The organism is Pseudomonas sp. R38(2017) (genome assembly GCF_002112395.1).
Lineage (GTDB): Bacteria > Pseudomonadota > Gammaproteobacteria > Pseudomonadales > Pseudomonadaceae > Aquipseudomonas.
Genome location: NZ_NEHN01000007.1, coordinates 249,530 through 265,148 on the forward strand (window position 1 = coordinate 249,530; position 15,619 = coordinate 265,148).

General features: G+C 61.6%; 17 protein-coding genes. 4 read left to right on the forward strand and 13 right to left on the reverse strand.

Going from position 1 to position 15,619, the window contains the following annotated elements:
• Nucleotides 1-26: 26 nt before the first annotated feature.
• Both CAF87_RS19765 and CAF87_RS19770 read left to right on the forward strand, forming a co-directional pair.
• Nucleotides 27-332: a PsiF family protein gene (locus CAF87_RS19765; protein WP_085711191.1), complete on the forward strand. Its 306-nt coding sequence runs from the start codon at nucleotides 27-29 to the stop codon at nucleotides 330-332.
• Nucleotides 333-430: 98 nt separating this feature from the next.
• A complete protein-coding gene (locus tag CAF87_RS19770; RefSeq protein WP_085732698.1) occupies nucleotides 431-1,444 on the forward strand; it encodes an AI-2E family transporter in 1,014 nt (337 codons plus the stop codon).
• A gap of 50 nt (nucleotides 1,445-1,494) precedes the next feature.
• On the opposite strand, the gene CAF87_RS19775 is transcribed toward CAF87_RS19770, so the two are convergent.
• Complete coding sequence (locus CAF87_RS19775; protein ID WP_085732699.1) at nucleotides 1,495-2,769, reverse strand: Hsp70 family protein; 1,275 nt, start codon at nucleotides 2,767-2,769, stop codon at nucleotides 1,495-1,497.
• A 292-nt stretch (nucleotides 2,770-3,061) separates the two neighbouring features.
• Here CAF87_RS19775 and CAF87_RS19780 point away from each other — a divergent pair, with 292 nt between their 5' ends.
• Together CAF87_RS19780 and CAF87_RS19785 are read left to right on the forward strand one after the other, a co-directional pair.
• Nucleotides 3,062-4,009: a DnaJ C-terminal domain-containing protein gene (locus tag CAF87_RS19780; protein ID WP_085732795.1), complete on the forward strand. Its 948-nt coding sequence runs from the start codon at nucleotides 3,062-3,064 to the stop codon at nucleotides 4,007-4,009.
• Nucleotides 4,010-4,032: 23 nt separating this feature from the next.
• Nucleotides 4,033-4,338: a chaperone modulator CbpM gene (locus tag CAF87_RS19785; RefSeq protein ID WP_085732700.1), complete on the forward strand. Its 306-nt coding sequence runs from the start codon at nucleotides 4,033-4,035 to the stop codon at nucleotides 4,336-4,338.
• A 4-nt stretch (nucleotides 4,339-4,342) separates the two neighbouring features.
• On the opposite strand, the gene CAF87_RS19790 is transcribed toward CAF87_RS19785, so the two are convergent.
• From CAF87_RS19790 to urtA, 12 genes are all read right to left on the reverse strand, one after another.
• Nucleotides 4,343-5,470, reverse strand: coding sequence for a sensor histidine kinase KdpD (locus CAF87_RS19790; RefSeq protein ID WP_085732701.1), 1,128 nt, complete (start codon nucleotides 5,468-5,470; stop codon nucleotides 4,343-4,345).
• Between the two features lie 172 nt (nucleotides 5,471-5,642).
• Entirely contained in the window at nucleotides 5,643-7,343 is a 1,701-nt protein-coding gene (gene ureC / locus CAF87_RS19795; protein ID WP_085732702.1) for an urease subunit alpha, read from the reverse strand.
• A 36-nt stretch (nucleotides 7,344-7,379) separates the two neighbouring features.
• Complete coding sequence (locus tag CAF87_RS19800; RefSeq protein WP_007950605.1) at nucleotides 7,380-7,685, reverse strand: urease subunit beta; 306 nt, start codon at nucleotides 7,683-7,685, stop codon at nucleotides 7,380-7,382.
• Nucleotides 7,685-8,218 (reverse strand): GNAT family N-acetyltransferase, encoded by a 534-nt coding sequence (locus tag CAF87_RS19805; protein WP_064593169.1) that lies wholly within the window; start codon nucleotides 8,216-8,218, stop codon nucleotides 7,685-7,687. The genes CAF87_RS19800 and CAF87_RS19805 overlap by 1 nt, the downstream gene beginning before the upstream one ends.
• 5 nt (nucleotides 8,219-8,223) lie before the next feature.
• The gene (locus CAF87_RS19810; RefSeq protein WP_085732703.1) at nucleotides 8,224-8,757 is read right to left on the reverse strand and encodes a GNAT family N-acetyltransferase; all 534 of its coding nucleotides are present in this window, start codon (nucleotides 8,755-8,757) and stop codon (nucleotides 8,224-8,226) included.
• A gap of 9 nt (nucleotides 8,758-8,766) precedes the next feature.
• Complete coding sequence (gene ureA / locus CAF87_RS19815; RefSeq protein WP_085732704.1) at nucleotides 8,767-9,069, reverse strand: urease subunit gamma; 303 nt, start codon at nucleotides 9,067-9,069, stop codon at nucleotides 8,767-8,769.
• A gap of 33 nt (nucleotides 9,070-9,102) precedes the next feature.
• The gene (locus CAF87_RS19820) at nucleotides 9,103-9,942 is read right to left on the reverse strand and encodes an urease accessory protein UreD (RefSeq protein ID WP_085732705.1); all 840 of its coding nucleotides are present in this window, start codon (nucleotides 9,940-9,942) and stop codon (nucleotides 9,103-9,105) included.
• 30 nt (nucleotides 9,943-9,972) lie between these two features.
• Nucleotides 9,973-10,671, reverse strand: a complete 699-nt coding sequence (gene urtE, locus CAF87_RS19825) for an urea ABC transporter ATP-binding subunit UrtE (protein ID WP_085732706.1) — start codon at nucleotides 10,669-10,671, stop codon at nucleotides 9,973-9,975.
• Nucleotides 10,672-10,685: 14 nt separating this feature from the next.
• Nucleotides 10,686-11,558 carry an urea ABC transporter ATP-binding protein UrtD gene (gene urtD, locus CAF87_RS19830; protein WP_085732707.1) on the reverse strand — a complete coding sequence of 291 codons (873 nt, stop codon included), beginning with the start codon at nucleotides 11,556-11,558 and terminating at the stop codon, nucleotides 10,686-10,688.
• Nucleotides 11,555-12,634 (reverse strand): urea ABC transporter permease subunit UrtC, encoded by a 1,080-nt coding sequence (gene urtC / locus CAF87_RS19835; protein WP_085732708.1) that lies wholly within the window; start codon nucleotides 12,632-12,634, stop codon nucleotides 11,555-11,557. The genes urtD and urtC overlap by 4 nt, the downstream gene beginning before the upstream one ends.
• The gene (gene urtB / locus CAF87_RS19840) at nucleotides 12,634-14,136 is read right to left on the reverse strand and encodes an urea ABC transporter permease subunit UrtB (protein ID WP_085732709.1); all 1,503 of its coding nucleotides are present in this window, start codon (nucleotides 14,134-14,136) and stop codon (nucleotides 12,634-12,636) included. Before urtB ends, urtC begins: the two co-directional genes overlap by 1 nt.
• An 83-nt stretch (nucleotides 14,137-14,219) precedes the next feature.
• On the reverse strand, nucleotides 14,220-15,485 hold the full coding sequence (urtA, locus tag CAF87_RS19845) for an urea ABC transporter substrate-binding protein (RefSeq protein WP_085732710.1): 1,266 nt from the start codon (nucleotides 15,483-15,485) through the stop codon (nucleotides 14,220-14,222).
• Between the last annotated feature and the right edge of the window lie 134 nt (nucleotides 15,486-15,619).

A 15,619-nucleotide genomic window follows, 5' to 3' on the forward strand; every position in this document is an offset into this window, starting at 1 on the left:
CGATGCGGCGACAAGGAGAAAACTCCATGAAGATGTTGCGTGTCCCTTTGTTGATGATCGGTCTGCTGCTGTGCTCCCAGGGTTTTGCCGCCACGGCGCAACAGAACAAGATGACCACCTGCAACGCCGATGCCACGGCCAAGAGCCTGAAAGGCGATGAGCGCAAGACCTTCATGAGTACTTGCCTGAAGGCAGCGCCGGCGGCCAATGACGCCAAGACCCTGACCCCGCAGCAGGAAAAGATGAAGACCTGCAATGCCGACGCCAAGACCAAGGCCCTGACCGGTGATGCGCGCAAGGCGTTCATGAGTGATTGTCTGAAGAAAAAATAAGATCGACAGTTCGCAGCGAGCGGCAGGGCATCCGCTCGCTTCGGCGCCGGATCGCTGGCAGACTGCCAATCCTTTTACGCCGTTCGTTTTGAGGCTGTATGCCAACGTTTTCTGAGCGTCATGTTGTGTTCTGGGTCAGTTGCATCATCATTTTCGGCGGATTGCTGCTCGTACTGCCGCTGCGTTTGTTGCCCAGTCTGTTGGCCGGGTTGCTGGTGTTCGAGCTGGTCAACATGCTCACTCCGCAACTGCAACGATTGATCGAGGGCCGCCGTGCGCGCTGGCTGGCGGTAGCGTTGCTGGGCACGCTGGTGGTCAGCGTCCTGGCACTGATCTTCGCCGGGGCCATCAGTTTCCTGATGCACGAAGCGGAAAACCCCGGCGCGTCGCTGGATAAATTCATGGGCGTGGTCGAACGTGCACGCAGTCAGTTGCCGCCCTTCATCGACGCTTATTTGCCGGCCAGTGCCGCGGAGTTCCGAGTGGCCATCGGTGAATGGCTGAGTAAGCACCTGTCCGACCTGCAACTGGTGGGCAAGGACGCGGCGCACATGTTCGTGACCTTGTTGATCGGCATGGTGCTCGGCGCGATCATCGCCTTGCAGCGGGTACCGGACGTGACCAAGCGCAAGCCGCTGGCGGCTGCACTGTTTGACCGCCTGCACTTGCTGGTCCAGGCATTTCGCAACATTGTGTTCGCGCAGATCAAGATTTCCCTGCTCAACACCTTCTTCACCGGGATTTTCCTGGCGGTGATCCTGCCGCTGTTCGGGATCAAGCTGCCGCTGACCAAGACCCTGATCGTGCTGACGTTCCTGCTTGGGTTACTGCCGGTGATCGGCAATCTGATGTCGAACACGCTGATCACCATCGTCGGCCTGTCGCTGTCGATCTGGGTGGCGATTGCCGCGCTGGGCTACCTGATCTTTATCCACAAGCTCGAATACTTCCTCAACGCACGAATCGTCGGCGGGCAGATCAGTGCCAAGTCCTGGGAGTTGCTGCTGGCGATGCTGGTATTCGAGGCCGCGTTCGGCCTGCCGGGGGTGGTGGCGGGGCCGATTTATTACGCGTATCTGAAGAGTGAGTTGAAGCTGGGCGGGATGGTTTAAGCGGGTAGATTGATCGTTCCCGCGCGAGCGTGGGAACGATCAGTGCGGTTTCAGTTCATCGAGCCATAGCGTTTCATGGCTTCAATCGCCAGACCGCTGCCAATGCTGCCAAAGATGTTCCCTTCCACATGCCGCGCATTCGGCAGCATCGCCGAAACGCTGTTGCGCAGCGCCGGGATGCCGCTGGAACCGCCGGTGAAGAACACCGTATCGACCTGACCCACCGCCACATTGGCGTCCGCGAGCAATTGCGTGACGCTGCCGCGTACTCGCTCCAGCTGCGCATTGATCGCCGATTCGAACAAGGCCCGGCTCAGCTCCACGCTCAGCCCCGACTCGATGCGATCCAGCGGAACATGACGGCTGTCATTGTGGGTCAGGTGGATCTTGGTTTCTTCCACTTCCATCGCCAGCCAGTGTCCGGCGCGCTGTTCGATCAGTTTGAACAGACGGTCGATGCCGCCAGTGTCCTCGATGTCGTAGCGCATGCTGCCCAGAGCCAGGGTGGATTTTTGCGAGTAGACCGAGTTGATGGTGTGCCAGGTGGCCAGGTTCATGTGGTGGCTGGTGGGCATGAGCGCACCGCTCTTCATGCGGCTGCCGTATCCGAACAGCGGCATCAGGCCTTGCAGGCTCAATTGCTTGTCGAAATCGGTCCCGCCGATGTGCACGCCGCCGGTGGCGAGAATGTCGTCGTGACGGTTGTCCATTCCCCGACGCTCGGGCGACAGGCGCACCAGCGAGAAGTCCGACGTACCACCGCCGATGTCGACGATCAGTACCAGCTCTTCCTTTTCGATGGTCGACTCGTAGTCGAAAGCGGCGGCAATCGGCTCGTACTGGAACGAAACGTCTTTGAAACCGAGCTTGCGCGCCACTTCCACCAAGGTGTCTTCGGCTTCCTGGTCGGCCAGCGGATCGTCGTCGACGAAGAACACCGGACGGCCCAGCACCACCTGCTCGAACTCACGACCGGCGGCGGCTTCTGCGCGGCTCTTGAGCTGGCCGATGAACAGCCCGAGCAAGTCCTTGAACGGCATCGCGGTGCCGAGGACGCTGGTATCGTGCTTGATCAGCTTGGAACCGAGCAGGCTCTTGAGCGAGCGCATCAGCCGACCTTCGTAACCTTCCAGGTACTCGTGCAGCGCCAAGCGACCGTAGACCGGGCGGCGCTCTTCGATGTTGAAGAAGACCACCGAGGGCAGGGTGATCTTGTCGTCTTCCAGCGCGATCATCGTTTCCACGCCGGGGCGCAGCCAGCCGACGGTGGAGTTGGACGTGCCAAAGTCGATGCCGCAGGCACGGGCTGGAGAGGCGTCTTTCATGTCTTTCGGTTCCGGTCAAAAAAACGGCCGCGCAGTGTATGTCAGTGCGCGGCAGATTCGAAGGCCGGTCATCTGCTATTTAGCGACTAAGCTTGCTTGAAAGTCGGCGCTTTGCCCCAAACTTGCTGGCATGGGCCGGCAGACACACCGGTGGTCGCAAGAACCGCCGTCCACTGCCGATAAACTTCTGCTGCGCCACCCGGTCACAAATTTGAGATCGGTCAACCCGGCACGCGCAAATCGGCGCATGCTGGCAACGGCGCGAAATCGATAACGGATGGTGATTCCTTCGATGGACTTCAAAGACTATTACAAGATACTCGGCGTGGAGCCGACGGCGGACGACAAGGCGATCAAGGCTGCCTATCGCAAGCTGGCGCGCAAATACCACCCCGATGTCAGCAAGGAAAAGGACGCCGAGGCCAAGTTCAAGGACGTCTCGGAAGCCTATGAAGCGCTGAAAAGCGCTGACAAGCGCGCCGAATATGACGACCTGCGTCGCTATGGCCAGCACGGTCAGCCATTTCAGGGCCCACCGGGCTGGCAGAGCCGTGGCGGCTTTGGCGGCGGTGGCGACACCGGTGACTTCTCGGACTTCTTCAGTTCGATCTTCGGCAATCGCGGCCCCGGTTTCGGTGGCGGCGAAGGCCGGCAATCCCGTAGCGCCGGGCGCCGAGGGCAAGACGTGGAACTGGAACTGCCGATCTTCCTGGAAGAAACACTTTCGAACGAATCGAAAAAGATCAGCTTCCAGGTGCCGCAATACAACGGTTCGGGCCAGCACGTCAGCAACACCAGCAAGAGCCTGAACGTGAAGATTCCGGCGGGCGTGACCGACGGCGAGCGCATTCGCCTCAAGGGGCAGGGCGCACCGGGCATCGGTGGCGGCGCCAATGGCGATCTGTACCTGACCATCCGTTTCGCGCCGCACCCGAAATTCGATGTCGAAGGCGAAAACCTGATCATCACTTTGCCGCTGGCACCGTGGGAACTGGCGCTGGGTGCTGAAGTGGCCGTGCCGACCCTGACCGGCAAGATCAACCTCAAGGTGCCGGCCGGCAGCCAGAACGGCCAGCGCATGCGCGCCAAGGGTCATGGTTTGCAGAACAAGGCCGGCGAACGCGGTTATCTGTTCGTCCAGCTCAAGGCCGTGATGCCCAAAGCCAACGGCGATGACGTCAAGGCACTGTGGCAGGAACTGGCGAAGAAAGCCGCCTTCAATCCGCGCGAGAACTTCTGATACTGACGACGGAGTAGCCCATCATGAGCAGCCCCCTGATCGTTCAACTGGACATGGCAGAATTCTGTGAGGCGGCCGACCTGTCGGACGTCCACGTGATCGAAATCGTCGAACACGGCATCCTCGAACCTCAGGGCGCGCAGCCCAGGGAGTGGCGCTTCACCGACTACGAACTGGCCCTGGCCAAACGCGCCGCCAAGTTGCGGCGCGACCTGGAGCTGGAATGGGAAGGCGTCGCCCTGGCGCTGGACCTGCTGGAAGAAGTGCAGGAACTGCGGGCCGAGAACCGGATGCTCCGTCAGCGTCTGCGGCGCCTGGTGGTCGAGTAGCGCTTCAAACCTGTCTGGGCAGCGTCACGCTGAACAGCGTTCCGTCGGCTTCGCTTGAACTGACTTCGATCGTCCCGCCGTGGGCGGTCACCACTTCCTTGACGATGAACAGACCCAGACCGAGGCTGGTCGACGGTTGGCCGAGCTCTTCGTCGGCATTGCGTACCAGCGGATCGAAAATCGTGCCGATGGCGTCTTCCGGAATCGGTTCACCATGGTTGTGTACGGTCAGGCGTACGGTGTCGGATTCCCCCTGTAGGGTCACCCGCACATCTTGCGCGTTCGTCCCGTGCTGCAAGGCGTTGCCGATCAGATTCTGCAGCAGTTGCGCCAGTCGGCCACCATCCCAGACTCCCCGTGTGTCACCTTCGATTTTCAAGGTTGGATCGCTTTGCGGGTTGCCGGCGCAGGCTTCAGCAATCGCCGCCCGCGCAGTGTCGGCCAGATCCATCGGCGCCGGCTCGATCGGCAGGCTTTTGCCCAGACGGCTGCGGACCAGTTCCAGAAGATCACTGACCATCGCTGCCATATGCCGCGCGCCCTGCCGGATGTTCTGCGCACAGAGCAATGCGTCGCCTTCCAGGCGGGTTTTACGCATCAGCATTTCCGTCGACATGCTTACCGCCTGCAACGGCGCGCGCAGGTCGTGGCCGAGGATGGCGAGGAAAATGTCCCGGGAGCGATTTACCTGTTCGGCGTAGGCTGCCGTCGACTCGGCCAGCGCTTCGTCGATGGCTTCGTTGAAACGGATCATGTCCTGGAAAGCTGTCATGTCAGGTGATTTCAGATGGTTGACCCAGAGCTGGATCACACAGGCACGCAAGTGGCGAAACTCGGACGTCATCTGAACCAGGTCGAAGCCCACCGTGTGGCGCAGTTCGCCGTGGCTGGCACCAGCCTTGTCCAGGCTCGGGGTTTTCTCTGGACCTTCGCCTTTGGCTTTGGCCATCTGTTCGCGGGGCGTCTGGGGTTTGCTCATGTCGCGGGCGGCCGCCAACAGAATCGAACGGGCGTGGTCGCGCAGGGCCGGACCGTCGAGAAAGTCGGCTGCGGGGGTGATGGTCTGGGCGAATTTTTCCCATTCACCGACGATTACATCAACATGGGTTTCGATGAATTCGCAAAGACGCATGAAGGTTTACCCGAACAGAATGTGCAGCGTGCGTTTCGAAGCGTAGACCTTATTGCGAGAATCACACGACTCCCGTAAATCCTCGTCACGGCCAGACAAGCGGCAATCACGAAAAAGGCCTCAGCCCACGCGTCATGTGCGGTCTGAGGCCTTTTATCGTTTGGCGGCGAAACTAGAACAGAAAGTAACGCTGCGCCATCGGCAGGATTTCGGCCGGTTCACACCAGAGCAACACGCCGTCGGCCTTGACCTGATAGGTCTGTGGGTCGACGTCGATGTTGGGCAGGTAATCGTTGTGGATCAGGTCGGTTTTCTGCACGTCGCGACAACCTTTGACCACCGCGATTTTTTTCTTCAGGCCCAACGCTTCGGGCAGCCCGGATTCCTGCGCCGCCTGGCTGATGAACGTCAGGCTGGTGGCGTGCAACGAGCCACCATAACTGGCAAACATCGGGCGGTAGTGTACCGGTTGCGGGGTCGGGATAGAGGCGTTGGCGTCGCCCATCAGGCTGGCGGCGATGGCGCCGCCCTTGAGGATCAGCGTCGGTTTCACGCCGAAGAAGGCCGGGCGCCACAGCACCAGATCCGCCCACTTGCCGACTTCCACCGAACCCACTTCATGGCTGATGCCATGGGTGATCGCCGGGTTGATCGTGTACTTGGCGATGTAGCGCTTGGCGCGGAAGTTGTCGTTGCCTTCGCCGTCTTGCGCGAGCGGGCCGCGCTGTTTTTTCATCTTGTCGGCGGTCTGCCAGGTACGCGTGATGACTTCGCCGACGCGGCCCATGGCCTGGCTGTCGGAGCTGATCATCGAGAACGCGCCGAGGTCGTGGAGGATGTCTTCGGCGGCAATGGTTTCGCGGCGGATGCGGCTTTCGGCGAACGCCACGTCTTCGGCGATGCTCGGGTCGAGGTGATGGCAGACCATCAGCATGTCGAGGTGTTCGTCGATGGTGTTGCGCGTAAACGGCCGGGTCGGGTTGGTCGAACTCGGCAGCACGTTGGCGAAACCGCAGGCCTTGATGATATCCGGCGCATGACCGCCACCGGCTCCTTCGGTGTGGTAGGTGTGGATGGTGCGGCCCTTGAACGCGCCGAGGGTGGTTTCGACGAAGCCGGATTCATTCAGGGTGTCGGTGTGGATCGCCACCTGCACGTCGTACTGGTCGGCGACGCTCAGGCAGTTGTCGATGCTTGCCGGGGTGGTGCCCCAGTCCTCGTGGAGCTTGAGGCCGATGGCGCCGGCCTTGACCTGTTCGATCAACGGCTCCGGCAGGCTGGCGTTGCCCTTGCCGGTGAGGCCGATGTTCATCGGGAACGCATCCGCCGCCTGGAGCATCCGCGCCAGGTGCCACGGTCCTGAAGTGCAGGTCGTGGCATTGGTGCCGGTGGCCGGCCCGGTGCCGCCGCCGATCATGGTGGTGACGCCGCTCATCAGCGCTTCTTCGATCTGCTGCGGGCAGATGAAGTGGATGTGAGTATCAATGCCGCCGGCGGTGAGGATCATGCCCTCACCGGCAATTACTTCGGTGCTGGCGCCGATGGCGATGGTCACTCCGGGCTGCACGTCCGGGTTGCCGGCCTTGCCGATGGCGGCGATGCGGCCGTCCTTGAGGCCGACATCGGCCTTGACGATGCCCCAGTGGTCGATGATCAGTGCGTTGGTGATCAGCGTGTCGACCACTTCGGCCGCCAGCAACTGGCTCTGGCCCTGGCCATCGCGGATCACTTTGCCGCCGCCGAATTTCACTTCCTCGCCGTAGGTGGTGAAGTCCTGTTCGACCTCGATCCACAGCTCGGTGTCGGCCAGGCGCACCTTGTCGCCGACGGTGGGGCCGAACATGTCGGCGTAGGCTTGTCTGGAAATCTTCATCTAGCGTCCTTCAGAGAAATAACGACACACACGGACTCAGAGGTCACCCATGACCCGCCCGGCAAATCCGAACACCCGGCGATGCCCGGCGTAATCCACCAGTTCCACCTCGCGGCTCTGGCCCGGCTCGAAACGCACCGCTGTGCCCGCCGGAATGTTCAGGCGCATGCCTCGGCTGGCGGCGCGGTCGAAGGTCAGGGCGTCGTTGGTTTCGAAGAAGTGGTAGTGCGAACCGACCTGGATCGGCCGGTCGCCGCTGTTTGCCACCTTCAGGCTGACGGTGCGGCGACCGACGTTGAGTTCGATGTCGCCGGGCTGGATTTTGTACTCGCCGGGAATCATCAGTTCGCTCCTTGCAGGACTTTGTAATAGAGGGCCGTCGGGCGATAGGTGCCGTTCGGGTCGCAGGCGTAATCGGGGATTTCCCCGGCGCGGGTGTAACCCAGGGCCTTGTAGAAATCTTCGGCCGGGGAGCCGGCCTCGGTATCGAGGTAAAGCATGCCGCGCTTGTACTGGCGGGCCGTCAGTTCCAGCGCTTCCATCAACTGCTGACCGAGGCCGCGCCGCCGGGCGTGTTCGCGCACCAGCAGCTTCTGCACCTCGGCGCGGTTCAGGCCGTTGGCCTTCTGGCACAGGCTCAACTGGACGCTGGCCTGCACCTGTTCGTCCTTGACCACCACCCAGAGCAAGACGTTGCCCTTGTTCAGGTTGTCCTGCACGTCGTCGAAATAGGCGCGGGCCTGCGCGGCATCGAGGTCGGCCATGAAACCGACGCTGGCGCCATAACCCACCGCGTCGAGCAGCAGGTCGATCAGGCCCTGACGATAGTGCGCAAAACTTTCAGCGTTGACGCGTCGCAGTTGGGCGGGGTTCATCGGTGTCACTCCTTGTTGGCGGGCGGCGGCTCCGCGCCAGGATTGAGGGTCAGTTGCATGAAGGTCAGGTCGAGCCAACGGCCGAACTTGGTGCCGACTTGCGGCATCTGCCCGGTGGTGACGAAGCCGGCGCGTTCGTGCAGGCGGATCGACGCGGCGTTGCCGCTCTCGATGGCGGCGACCATGATGTGTTTGCCGCAGGTTTTCGCGCGTGCGATCAGCGCGGTCATCAGTTGCGGGCCGAGGCCGTTACCGCGCTGGTCGCTGCGTACGTAGACCGAGTGTTCGACCGTGTGACGGAAACCGTCGAACGGTCGCCAGTCACCGAACGAAGCGTAGCCGAGGGTGGTGTTGTCGGCGTCGACGATCACCAGGATCGGATATCCCTGAGCCTGACGCGCGCTGAACCACGCTTGACGGTTGCCGAGATCGACCGGGGATTCGTTCCAGATCGCCGTGGTGTTGAGCACGGCGTCGTTGTAGATGTCACGGATCGCCGGCAGGTCGGCGTGCAGGGCATCACGGATGGTGTAAGTCATGGCGCGGCCTCAGACGATCGGTTGGTGGACGGTGACCAGTTTGGTGCCGTCGGGAAACGTCGCTTCGACCTGGATCTCCGGGATCATTTCCGGGATGCCTTCCATCACTTGATCGCGGGTCAGCAGGGTGGTGCCGTAGTGCATCAGCTCGGCCACGGTCTGGCCGTCACGGGCGCCTTCGAGCAGCGCTGCCGAGATGAAGGCCATGGCTTCCGGGTAGTTGAGCTTCAAGCCGCGGGCCAGTCGCCGCTCGGCCACGAGGCCGGCGGTGAAGATCAGCAGCTTGTCTTTTTCGCGTGGGGTCAGGTCCATCGTTTGAAATCCATTGTCGGCAGTTGAAGAAAATCAGGTGTTCCAGATACGGGGAGGCAGGGCTTCGCGGCCTAGCAGCGCAGGCCTGAGCAATCGCCACAATTCAATAAGCCATGCCCGAGCCAGCAACGCTTCGCTGGCCAGGCAACGGGCGACCAAAAGACCGGGCAACTGCGTCAGATCCCCGCGCACGTCGTGGCCCAGCGAGCGGCAGCGCTCCAGCAATTCGGCATCGATCTCGCCGGTCACCAGCAACGTCGCGAACACCGGATTGCCATCCAGCCCGATCGGCGAATCAAGCAAACCGTCAGCGCCGACGATGCGCTGGCGTTCGTGCCAAAGCAGTCGGCCATCGCGGCGAATATCCAGATGGGCCTGGAAATGCCCGAGGTCGAAACGCTCGCCACTGGCCGGGCGCCCGAGGGCCACCACGTCCCAGTAGAACAGTTGCGCATCGCCTTCAAGGTCGATTGAGGTCGAGAGTTCAGCCTGGGCGGCGCTGTAGACGATGGTTTCCTGAGGCAGCCATTCCAGTGTCGCGCCGTCAGCGACATGCAGGTTCAGCGACTGATAAGCGGGGCCCGCCGCGCGATACCATTTGGCCGCGCCGGGGCTGGTGATCTGTGCCCAGGCGCATTGTTCGACGCGGGCGCTGATGTCCAGCCGGTCACCGCCGGCAATCCCGCCCGGCGGGTGGACGATGATGTGCTGGCAGACCTCGGGCCCTTCGGCATACAGATGCTTTTGCACCCGCAGCGGGCCGAGGTGGCGACGACGGACAGGGCGCGTGCAATCGCCGAAGCGGGCGTAGGCCAGCTCAAGCTCGGCGTGCCAGCTCGGGGTAAACAGGGCAGTCGCTAAAGGTAAGTTCATGTTTTCTGATTATCGTTAGGACGCTACAGGTTAGATCGTAACCAGTCCGCGCACACCCTCGCTTTCCATATTTTCTCCGCGACCCTGCTGCACGATCTCGCCCCGGGACATCACCAGGTATTGATCGGCCAGCTCGGCGGCGAAATCGTAGAACTGTTCCACCAGCAAAATCGCCATGTCACCACGGGCCGCGAGCTTCTTGATTACCGCACCGATTTCCTTGATCACCGACGGCTGAATACCCTCGGTGGGTTCGTCGAGGATCAGCAGTCGCGGACGGCTGGCCAACGCTCGGCCGATGGCGAGCTGTTGTTGCTGACCACCGGACAAATCGCCGCCGCGCCGCTGTTTCATTTGCAGCAGCACCGGGAACAGTTCGTAGATGAACGCGGGAACCTCTTTGGCTTCGCTGCCGGGAAATCGCGACAGGCCCATCAGCAGGTTTTCCTCTACGGTCAGACGGCCGAAGATTTCCCGGCCCTGCGGCACGTAGGCGATCCCGGCGTGCACTCGTTGATGCGGCTTGAACGTGGTGATCGGTTTGCCTTCCCAGTTCACCGCGCCTTCCTTGGCCGGCAGCAGGCCCATCAGGCATTTGAGCAGCGTGGTCTTGCCCACGCCGTTACGGCCGAGCAGGCACGTCACTTCGCCGACCTTCACGTCAAAGCTCAGGCCGCGCAGGATGTGGCTTCCGCCGTAGTACTGGTGCAGTTTTTCGACTTGCAGCATGTTGGAATTCCTCTTCAGCGCCCGAGATAGACTTCGATCACGCGCTCGTTGTCCTGCACCTGCTCCAGTGATCCTTCGGCCAGCACGCTGCCTTGATGCAACACGGTGACGTGGTCGGCAATCGAGCCGACGAAGCCCATGTCGTGTTCCACCACCATCAGCGAATGTTTGCCGGCGAGTGACTTGAACAGTTCGGCGGTGAACTCGGTTTCGGCGTCGGTCATGCCGGCCACCGGTTCGTCGAGCAACAGCAATTGCGGGTCCTGCATCAGCAACATGCCGATTTCCAGAAACTGCTTCTGCCCGTGGGACAGCAGCCCCGCCGGACGGTTGACCGAAGTAATCAGGCGAATGGTGTCGAGCACTTCGCTGATCCGGTCTTTCTGCTCGCCGCTCAACTTCGCTCGCAGACTGGCCCACACCGACTTGTCGGTCTTCTGCGCCAATTCCAGGTTTTCGAACACGCTCAATGCTTCGAACACCGTCGGCTTCTGGAACTTGCGCCCGATGCCGGCCTGGGCGATCTGCACTTCGCTCATCTGTGTCAGGTCTAGGGTTTCGCCGAACCATGCCTTGCCATGACTGGGGCGGGTCTTGCCGGTGATCACGTCCATCAGCGTGGTCTTGCCCGCGCCGTTGGGGCCGATGATGCAGCGCAGTTCGCCGACGCCGATGTACAGGTTCAGATTGTTCAGCGCCCGGAAACCATCGAAGCTGACGCTGATGTCTTCCAGGGTCAGGATGGTGCCGTGACGGGTGTTCAGTCCCGGCCCGACGCGCTGGCCGAGACCGAGCGCATCACGGCTGGTGCCGGCGTCCTTGTTCGGTTCCAGAGGCGGGAAGAAGGCTGGCTCCAGCATGAATTCAGCGCTCGCTGTGACTCTCATGATTCACCTCGTTTCTTCAGCAGACCGATCACGCCTTTGGGCAGGTACAACGTCACGACGATGAACAGCGCGCCAAGGAAGAACAGCCAGTATTCGGGGAAGGCTACGGTGAACCAGCTCTTCATGCCGTTGACCACACCGGCGCCAAGCAGCGGGCCGATCAGCGTGCCGCGCCCGCCAAGAGCCACCCACACGGCGGCTTCGATGGAGTTGGTCGGCGACATTTCGCTGGGGTTGATGATCCCCACCAGCGGCACGTACAGCGCGCCGGCCAAGCCACACAAGACCGCGCTCAACACCCAGATGAACAGTTTGAAACCGCGAGGATCGTAGCCGCAAAACATCAGGCGGTTTTCCGCATCGCGCAGCGCGGTAAGCACCCGGCCGAACTTGCTGCGGGCCAGGCGCCAACCGATGAACAGGCTCGCCACCAGCAGCAACACCGTTGCCAGAAACAGCACGGCGCGGGTGCCGGGTTCGGTGATGCCGAAACCGAGGATCGTGCGGAAATTGGTGAAGCCGTTATTGCCGCCGAAACCGGTTTCGTTGCGGAAAAAAAGCAGCATCCCGGCGAAGGTCAGGGCTTGGGTCATGATCGAGAAATACACGCCCTTGATCCGCGAACGGAAGGCGAAAAAGCCGAACACCAGCGCCAGCAACCCCGGCGCCAGCACCACCAGACACATCGCCCAGAGGAAGTGGCCGGTGCCGCTCCAGTACCACGGCAACTCGGTCCACGACAGGAACGTCATGAACGCCGGCAAGCCATCGCCGGCGGCCTGACGCATCAGATACATGCCCATCGCATACCCGCCAAGGGCGAAGAACAGACCGTGGCCCAGCGAAAGCAGACCGGCATACCCCCAGACCAGATCCAGCGCCAGGGCGACGATGGCGTAGCAGAGGATCTTGCCGACCAGCGTCAGGGTGTAGGCCGAGACGTGCAGCGCGTTGTCCTGTGGCAACAACGAAAACAGCGGCAGCGCGATCAGTAGCGCGAGAACGACGGCACCGACAGCGAGGGTGACTTTGGGTCCGGCCTTTTGTGTGGCCGTGACTAGTAGAGGCTGGTTCATCAGTCGATCACCCGTCCTTTCAGTGCGAAGAGGCCTTGCGGACGTTTCTGGATGAACAGAATGATCAGCGCGAGGATCAGGATCTTGCCGAGCACCGCACCGATCTGCGGTTCGAGAATCTTGTTGGCGATGCCCAGGCCGAACGCGGCGAATACGCTGCCGGCCAGTTGGCCGACGCCGCCGAGCACCACCACCAGGAACGAGTCGATGATGTAGCTCTGGCCCAGATCCGGGCCGACGTTGCCGATCTGGCTCAGGGCCACGCCACCGAGTCCTGCAATGCCCGAGCCAAGGCCGAAGGCGAGCATGTCGACACGCCCGGTGGGCACACCGCAGCAGGCGGCCATGTTGCGATTCTGGGTGACGGCGCGCACGTTCAGACCGAGGCGGGTCTTGTTCAGCAGCAGCCAGGTCAGCACCACTACGAACAAGGCGAAGGCGATGATCACGATGCGGTTGTACGGCAGCACCAGATTCGGCAGCACCTGAATCCCGCCGGACAGCCATGCCGGGTTCGCCACTTCAACGTTCTGCGCACCGAACAGCAACCGGACAAGCTGAATCAGCATCAGGCTGATGCCCCAGGTGGCGAGCAGGGTTTCCAGCGGGCGGCCGTAGAGGTGACGAATCACCGTGCGCTCCAGGGCCATGCCGATGGAGGCAGTGACGAAAAACGCCACCGGCAGCGCGATCAATGGATAGAACTCGATGGCCTGCGGCGCGTAGCGCTGAAACATCAACTGCACGACGTAAGTCGAGTAGGCGCCGAGCATCAGCATCTCGCCGTGAGCCATGTTGATTACACCCAGCAGGCCGAAGGTGATCGCCAGTCCCAAGGCTGCAAGCAACAGAATCGAACCAAGTGACATGCCGCTGAACGCCTGGCCGAGCAGTTCGCCGATCAGCAGTTTGCGTTTGACCTGGGCGAGGCTGGTTTCGGCGGCGGTGTGCACGTTGGCGTCGGCTTCGACGCCGGGTTCGAGCAGGCCTTCGAGGCGAGTGCGGGCCAGCGGGTCGCCGGTTTCACCGAGCAGCCGCACAGCCGCAAGACGTACCGCCGGGTCAGTGTCGACCAGTTGCAGGTTGGCCAGCGCCAGGCTCAGGGCGGCGTGAACGCTTTCATCTGTTTCGCCAGCCAGTTGCCGGTCGAGGAATTTCAGCTGCGCCGGTTTGGCGCTTTTCTGCAATTGTTGCGCGGCGCTCAGACGGGTTTTGGCGTCGGCGGCGAGCAATTGGTGGCTGGCCAGTGCGGTGTCGATCAGACCCCGCAGGCGGTTGTTCAGGCGCAGGGTCTTGGTTTGGCCGTCGAGGGTCAGTTCGCCTTGTTGCAGGGCGTTGATCAGTTCGACACGGGCCGGTTCGGGCTGCGCGGCCCAGGCTTCCAGCAGTTTGGCCTGTTGCATCGGGTTGGCGGCGACGAAGTCTTCGGCGTCCCCGGCGTGGGTGACCATCGGCAGCAAAAGTGCGAGGGCCAGGATCAAGCGGTAAAGGGCAGTGGGCATATGAAATGGCCTTGCTTGGTGATCGTTCCCACGCAGACGGTTCGACGCCTCGACGTGGGAACGATCAGGTTGAGCGGGTTAACTCAGTTGCTCTTCACCGCATAATCCGGCTTCTTGTCGTTACCCGGAATGAACGGGCTCCAAGGCTGCGCACGGATCGGCCCTTCGGTCTGCCACACGACGTTGAACTGACCGTCGCTCTGGATCTCGCCGATCATCACCGGTTTGTGCAGGTGGTGATTGGTCTTGTCCATGGTCAGGGTGTAGCCGGACGGCGCAGCGAAAGTCTGGCCGCCGAGGGCTTCGCGGACCTTGTCGACGTCGGTGGATTTGGCTTTTTCCGCCGCTTGCGCCCACATATGGATGCCGACATAAGTGGCTTCCATCGGGTCGTTGGTCACCGCTTTGTCGGCGCCCGGCAGGTTGTGTTTCTTCGCGTAGGCTTTCCAGTCATCGACGAACTTCTTGTTCACCGGGTTCTCCACCGACTCGAAGTAGTTCCACGCCGCGAGGTTGCCCACCAGCGGTTTGGTGTCGATACCGCGCAGTTCTTCTTCGCCCACCGAGAACGCCACCACCGGTACGTCGGTCGCTTTCAGGCCCTGGTTGGCCAGCTCTTTGTAGAACGGCACGTTGGAGTCGCCATTCACGGTGGAGATCACAGCGGTCTTGCCGCCGGCCGAGAATTTTTTGATGTTGGCGACGATGGTTTGATAGTCGCTATGGCCAAACGGGGTGTAGACCTCTTCGATGTCTTTATCCGCTACGCCTTTGGAATGCAGGAACGAACGCAGGATCTTGTTGGTAGTGCGCGGGTAGACGTAGTCGGTGCCGAGCAGGAAGTAGCGCTTGGCGCCGCCACCTTCTTCGCTCATCAGGTATTCAACCGCCGGGATCGCTTGCTGGTTCGGCGCGGCGCCGGTGTAGAACACGTTCGGCGACATTTCTTCGCCTTCATATTGCACCGGGTAGAACAGCAGGCCGTTGAGTTCTTCGAACACCGGCAGCACCGATTTGCGCGACACCGAAGTCCAGCAACCGAATACCACCGCCACCTTGTCCTGCGTCAACAGCTGCCGGCCTTTTTCCGCGAACAGCGGCCAGTTCGACGCCGGGTCGACCACCACCGGTTCAAGCATCTTGCCGTTCACCCCGCCCTTGGCGTTGATCTCGTCGATGGTCATCAACGCCATGTCTTTGAGCGATGTTTCGGAGATCGCCATGGTGCCGGACAACGAATGCAGAATCCCGACCTTGATGGTCTCGGCGGCCTGTACCGTCCAGGTCATGCCCATCGCGGCAATGGATGCCGTGAGTGTGAAAGCCTTGATCAAACTGCGACGCTTCATTGTGCGATCTCCACGAACGTTAAAGTTTTTTATGGTTGGCAGATGCGAACGACTGAAGGGTGTTTTGCAAGGGCTGTGCCCGGTCGGGTTTGGGCAGGAAAGTGTCGGTTTAGAGCGAATGCGCACGGAGTCGG

Excerpts from the sequence above, each read along its gene's own strand:
- CAF87_RS19765 (WP_085711191.1), top strand. The coding sequence starts at position 27 with ATGAAGATGTTGCGTGTCCCTTTGTTGATGATCGGTCTGCTGCTGTGC.
- CAF87_RS19770 (WP_085732698.1), top strand. The coding sequence starts at position 431 with ATGCCAACGTTTTCTGAGCGTCATGTTGTGTTCTGGGTCAGTTGCATC.
- CAF87_RS19775 (WP_085732699.1), bottom strand. The coding sequence starts at position 2,769 with ATGAAAGACGCCTCTCCAGCCCGTGCCTGCGGCATCGACTTTGGCACG.
- CAF87_RS19780 (WP_085732795.1), top strand. The coding sequence starts at position 3,062 with ATGGACTTCAAAGACTATTACAAGATACTCGGCGTGGAGCCGACGGCG.
- CAF87_RS19785 (WP_085732700.1), top strand. The coding sequence starts at position 4,033 with ATGAGCAGCCCCCTGATCGTTCAACTGGACATGGCAGAATTCTGTGAG.
- CAF87_RS19790 (WP_085732701.1), bottom strand. The coding sequence starts at position 5,470 with ATGCGTCTTTGCGAATTCATCGAAACCCATGTTGATGTAATCGTCGGT.
- ureC (WP_085732702.1), bottom strand. The coding sequence starts at position 7,343 with ATGAAGATTTCCAGACAAGCCTACGCCGACATGTTCGGCCCCACCGTC.
- CAF87_RS19800 (WP_007950605.1), bottom strand. The coding sequence starts at position 7,685 with ATGATTCCCGGCGAGTACAAAATCCAGCCCGGCGACATCGAACTCAAC.
- CAF87_RS19805 (WP_064593169.1), bottom strand. The coding sequence starts at position 8,218 with ATGAACCCCGCCCAACTGCGACGCGTCAACGCTGAAAGTTTTGCGCAC.
- CAF87_RS19810 (WP_085732703.1), bottom strand. The coding sequence starts at position 8,757 with ATGACTTACACCATCCGTGATGCCCTGCACGCCGACCTGCCGGCGATC.
- ureA (WP_085732704.1), bottom strand. The coding sequence starts at position 9,069 with ATGGACCTGACCCCACGCGAAAAAGACAAGCTGCTGATCTTCACCGCC.
- CAF87_RS19820 (WP_085732705.1), bottom strand. The coding sequence starts at position 9,942 with ATGAACTTACCTTTAGCGACTGCCCTGTTTACCCCGAGCTGGCACGCC.
- urtE (WP_085732706.1), bottom strand. The coding sequence starts at position 10,671 with ATGCTGCAAGTCGAAAAACTGCACCAGTACTACGGCGGAAGCCACATC.
- urtD (WP_085732707.1), bottom strand. The coding sequence starts at position 11,558 with ATGAGAGTCACAGCGAGCGCTGAATTCATGCTGGAGCCAGCCTTCTTC.
- urtC (WP_085732708.1), bottom strand. The coding sequence starts at position 12,634 with ATGAACCAGCCTCTACTAGTCACGGCCACACAAAAGGCCGGACCCAAA.
- urtB (WP_085732709.1), bottom strand. The coding sequence starts at position 14,136 with ATGCCCACTGCCCTTTACCGCTTGATCCTGGCCCTCGCACTTTTGCTG.
- urtA (WP_085732710.1), bottom strand. The coding sequence starts at position 15,485 with ATGAAGCGTCGCAGTTTGATCAAGGCTTTCACACTCACGGCATCCATT.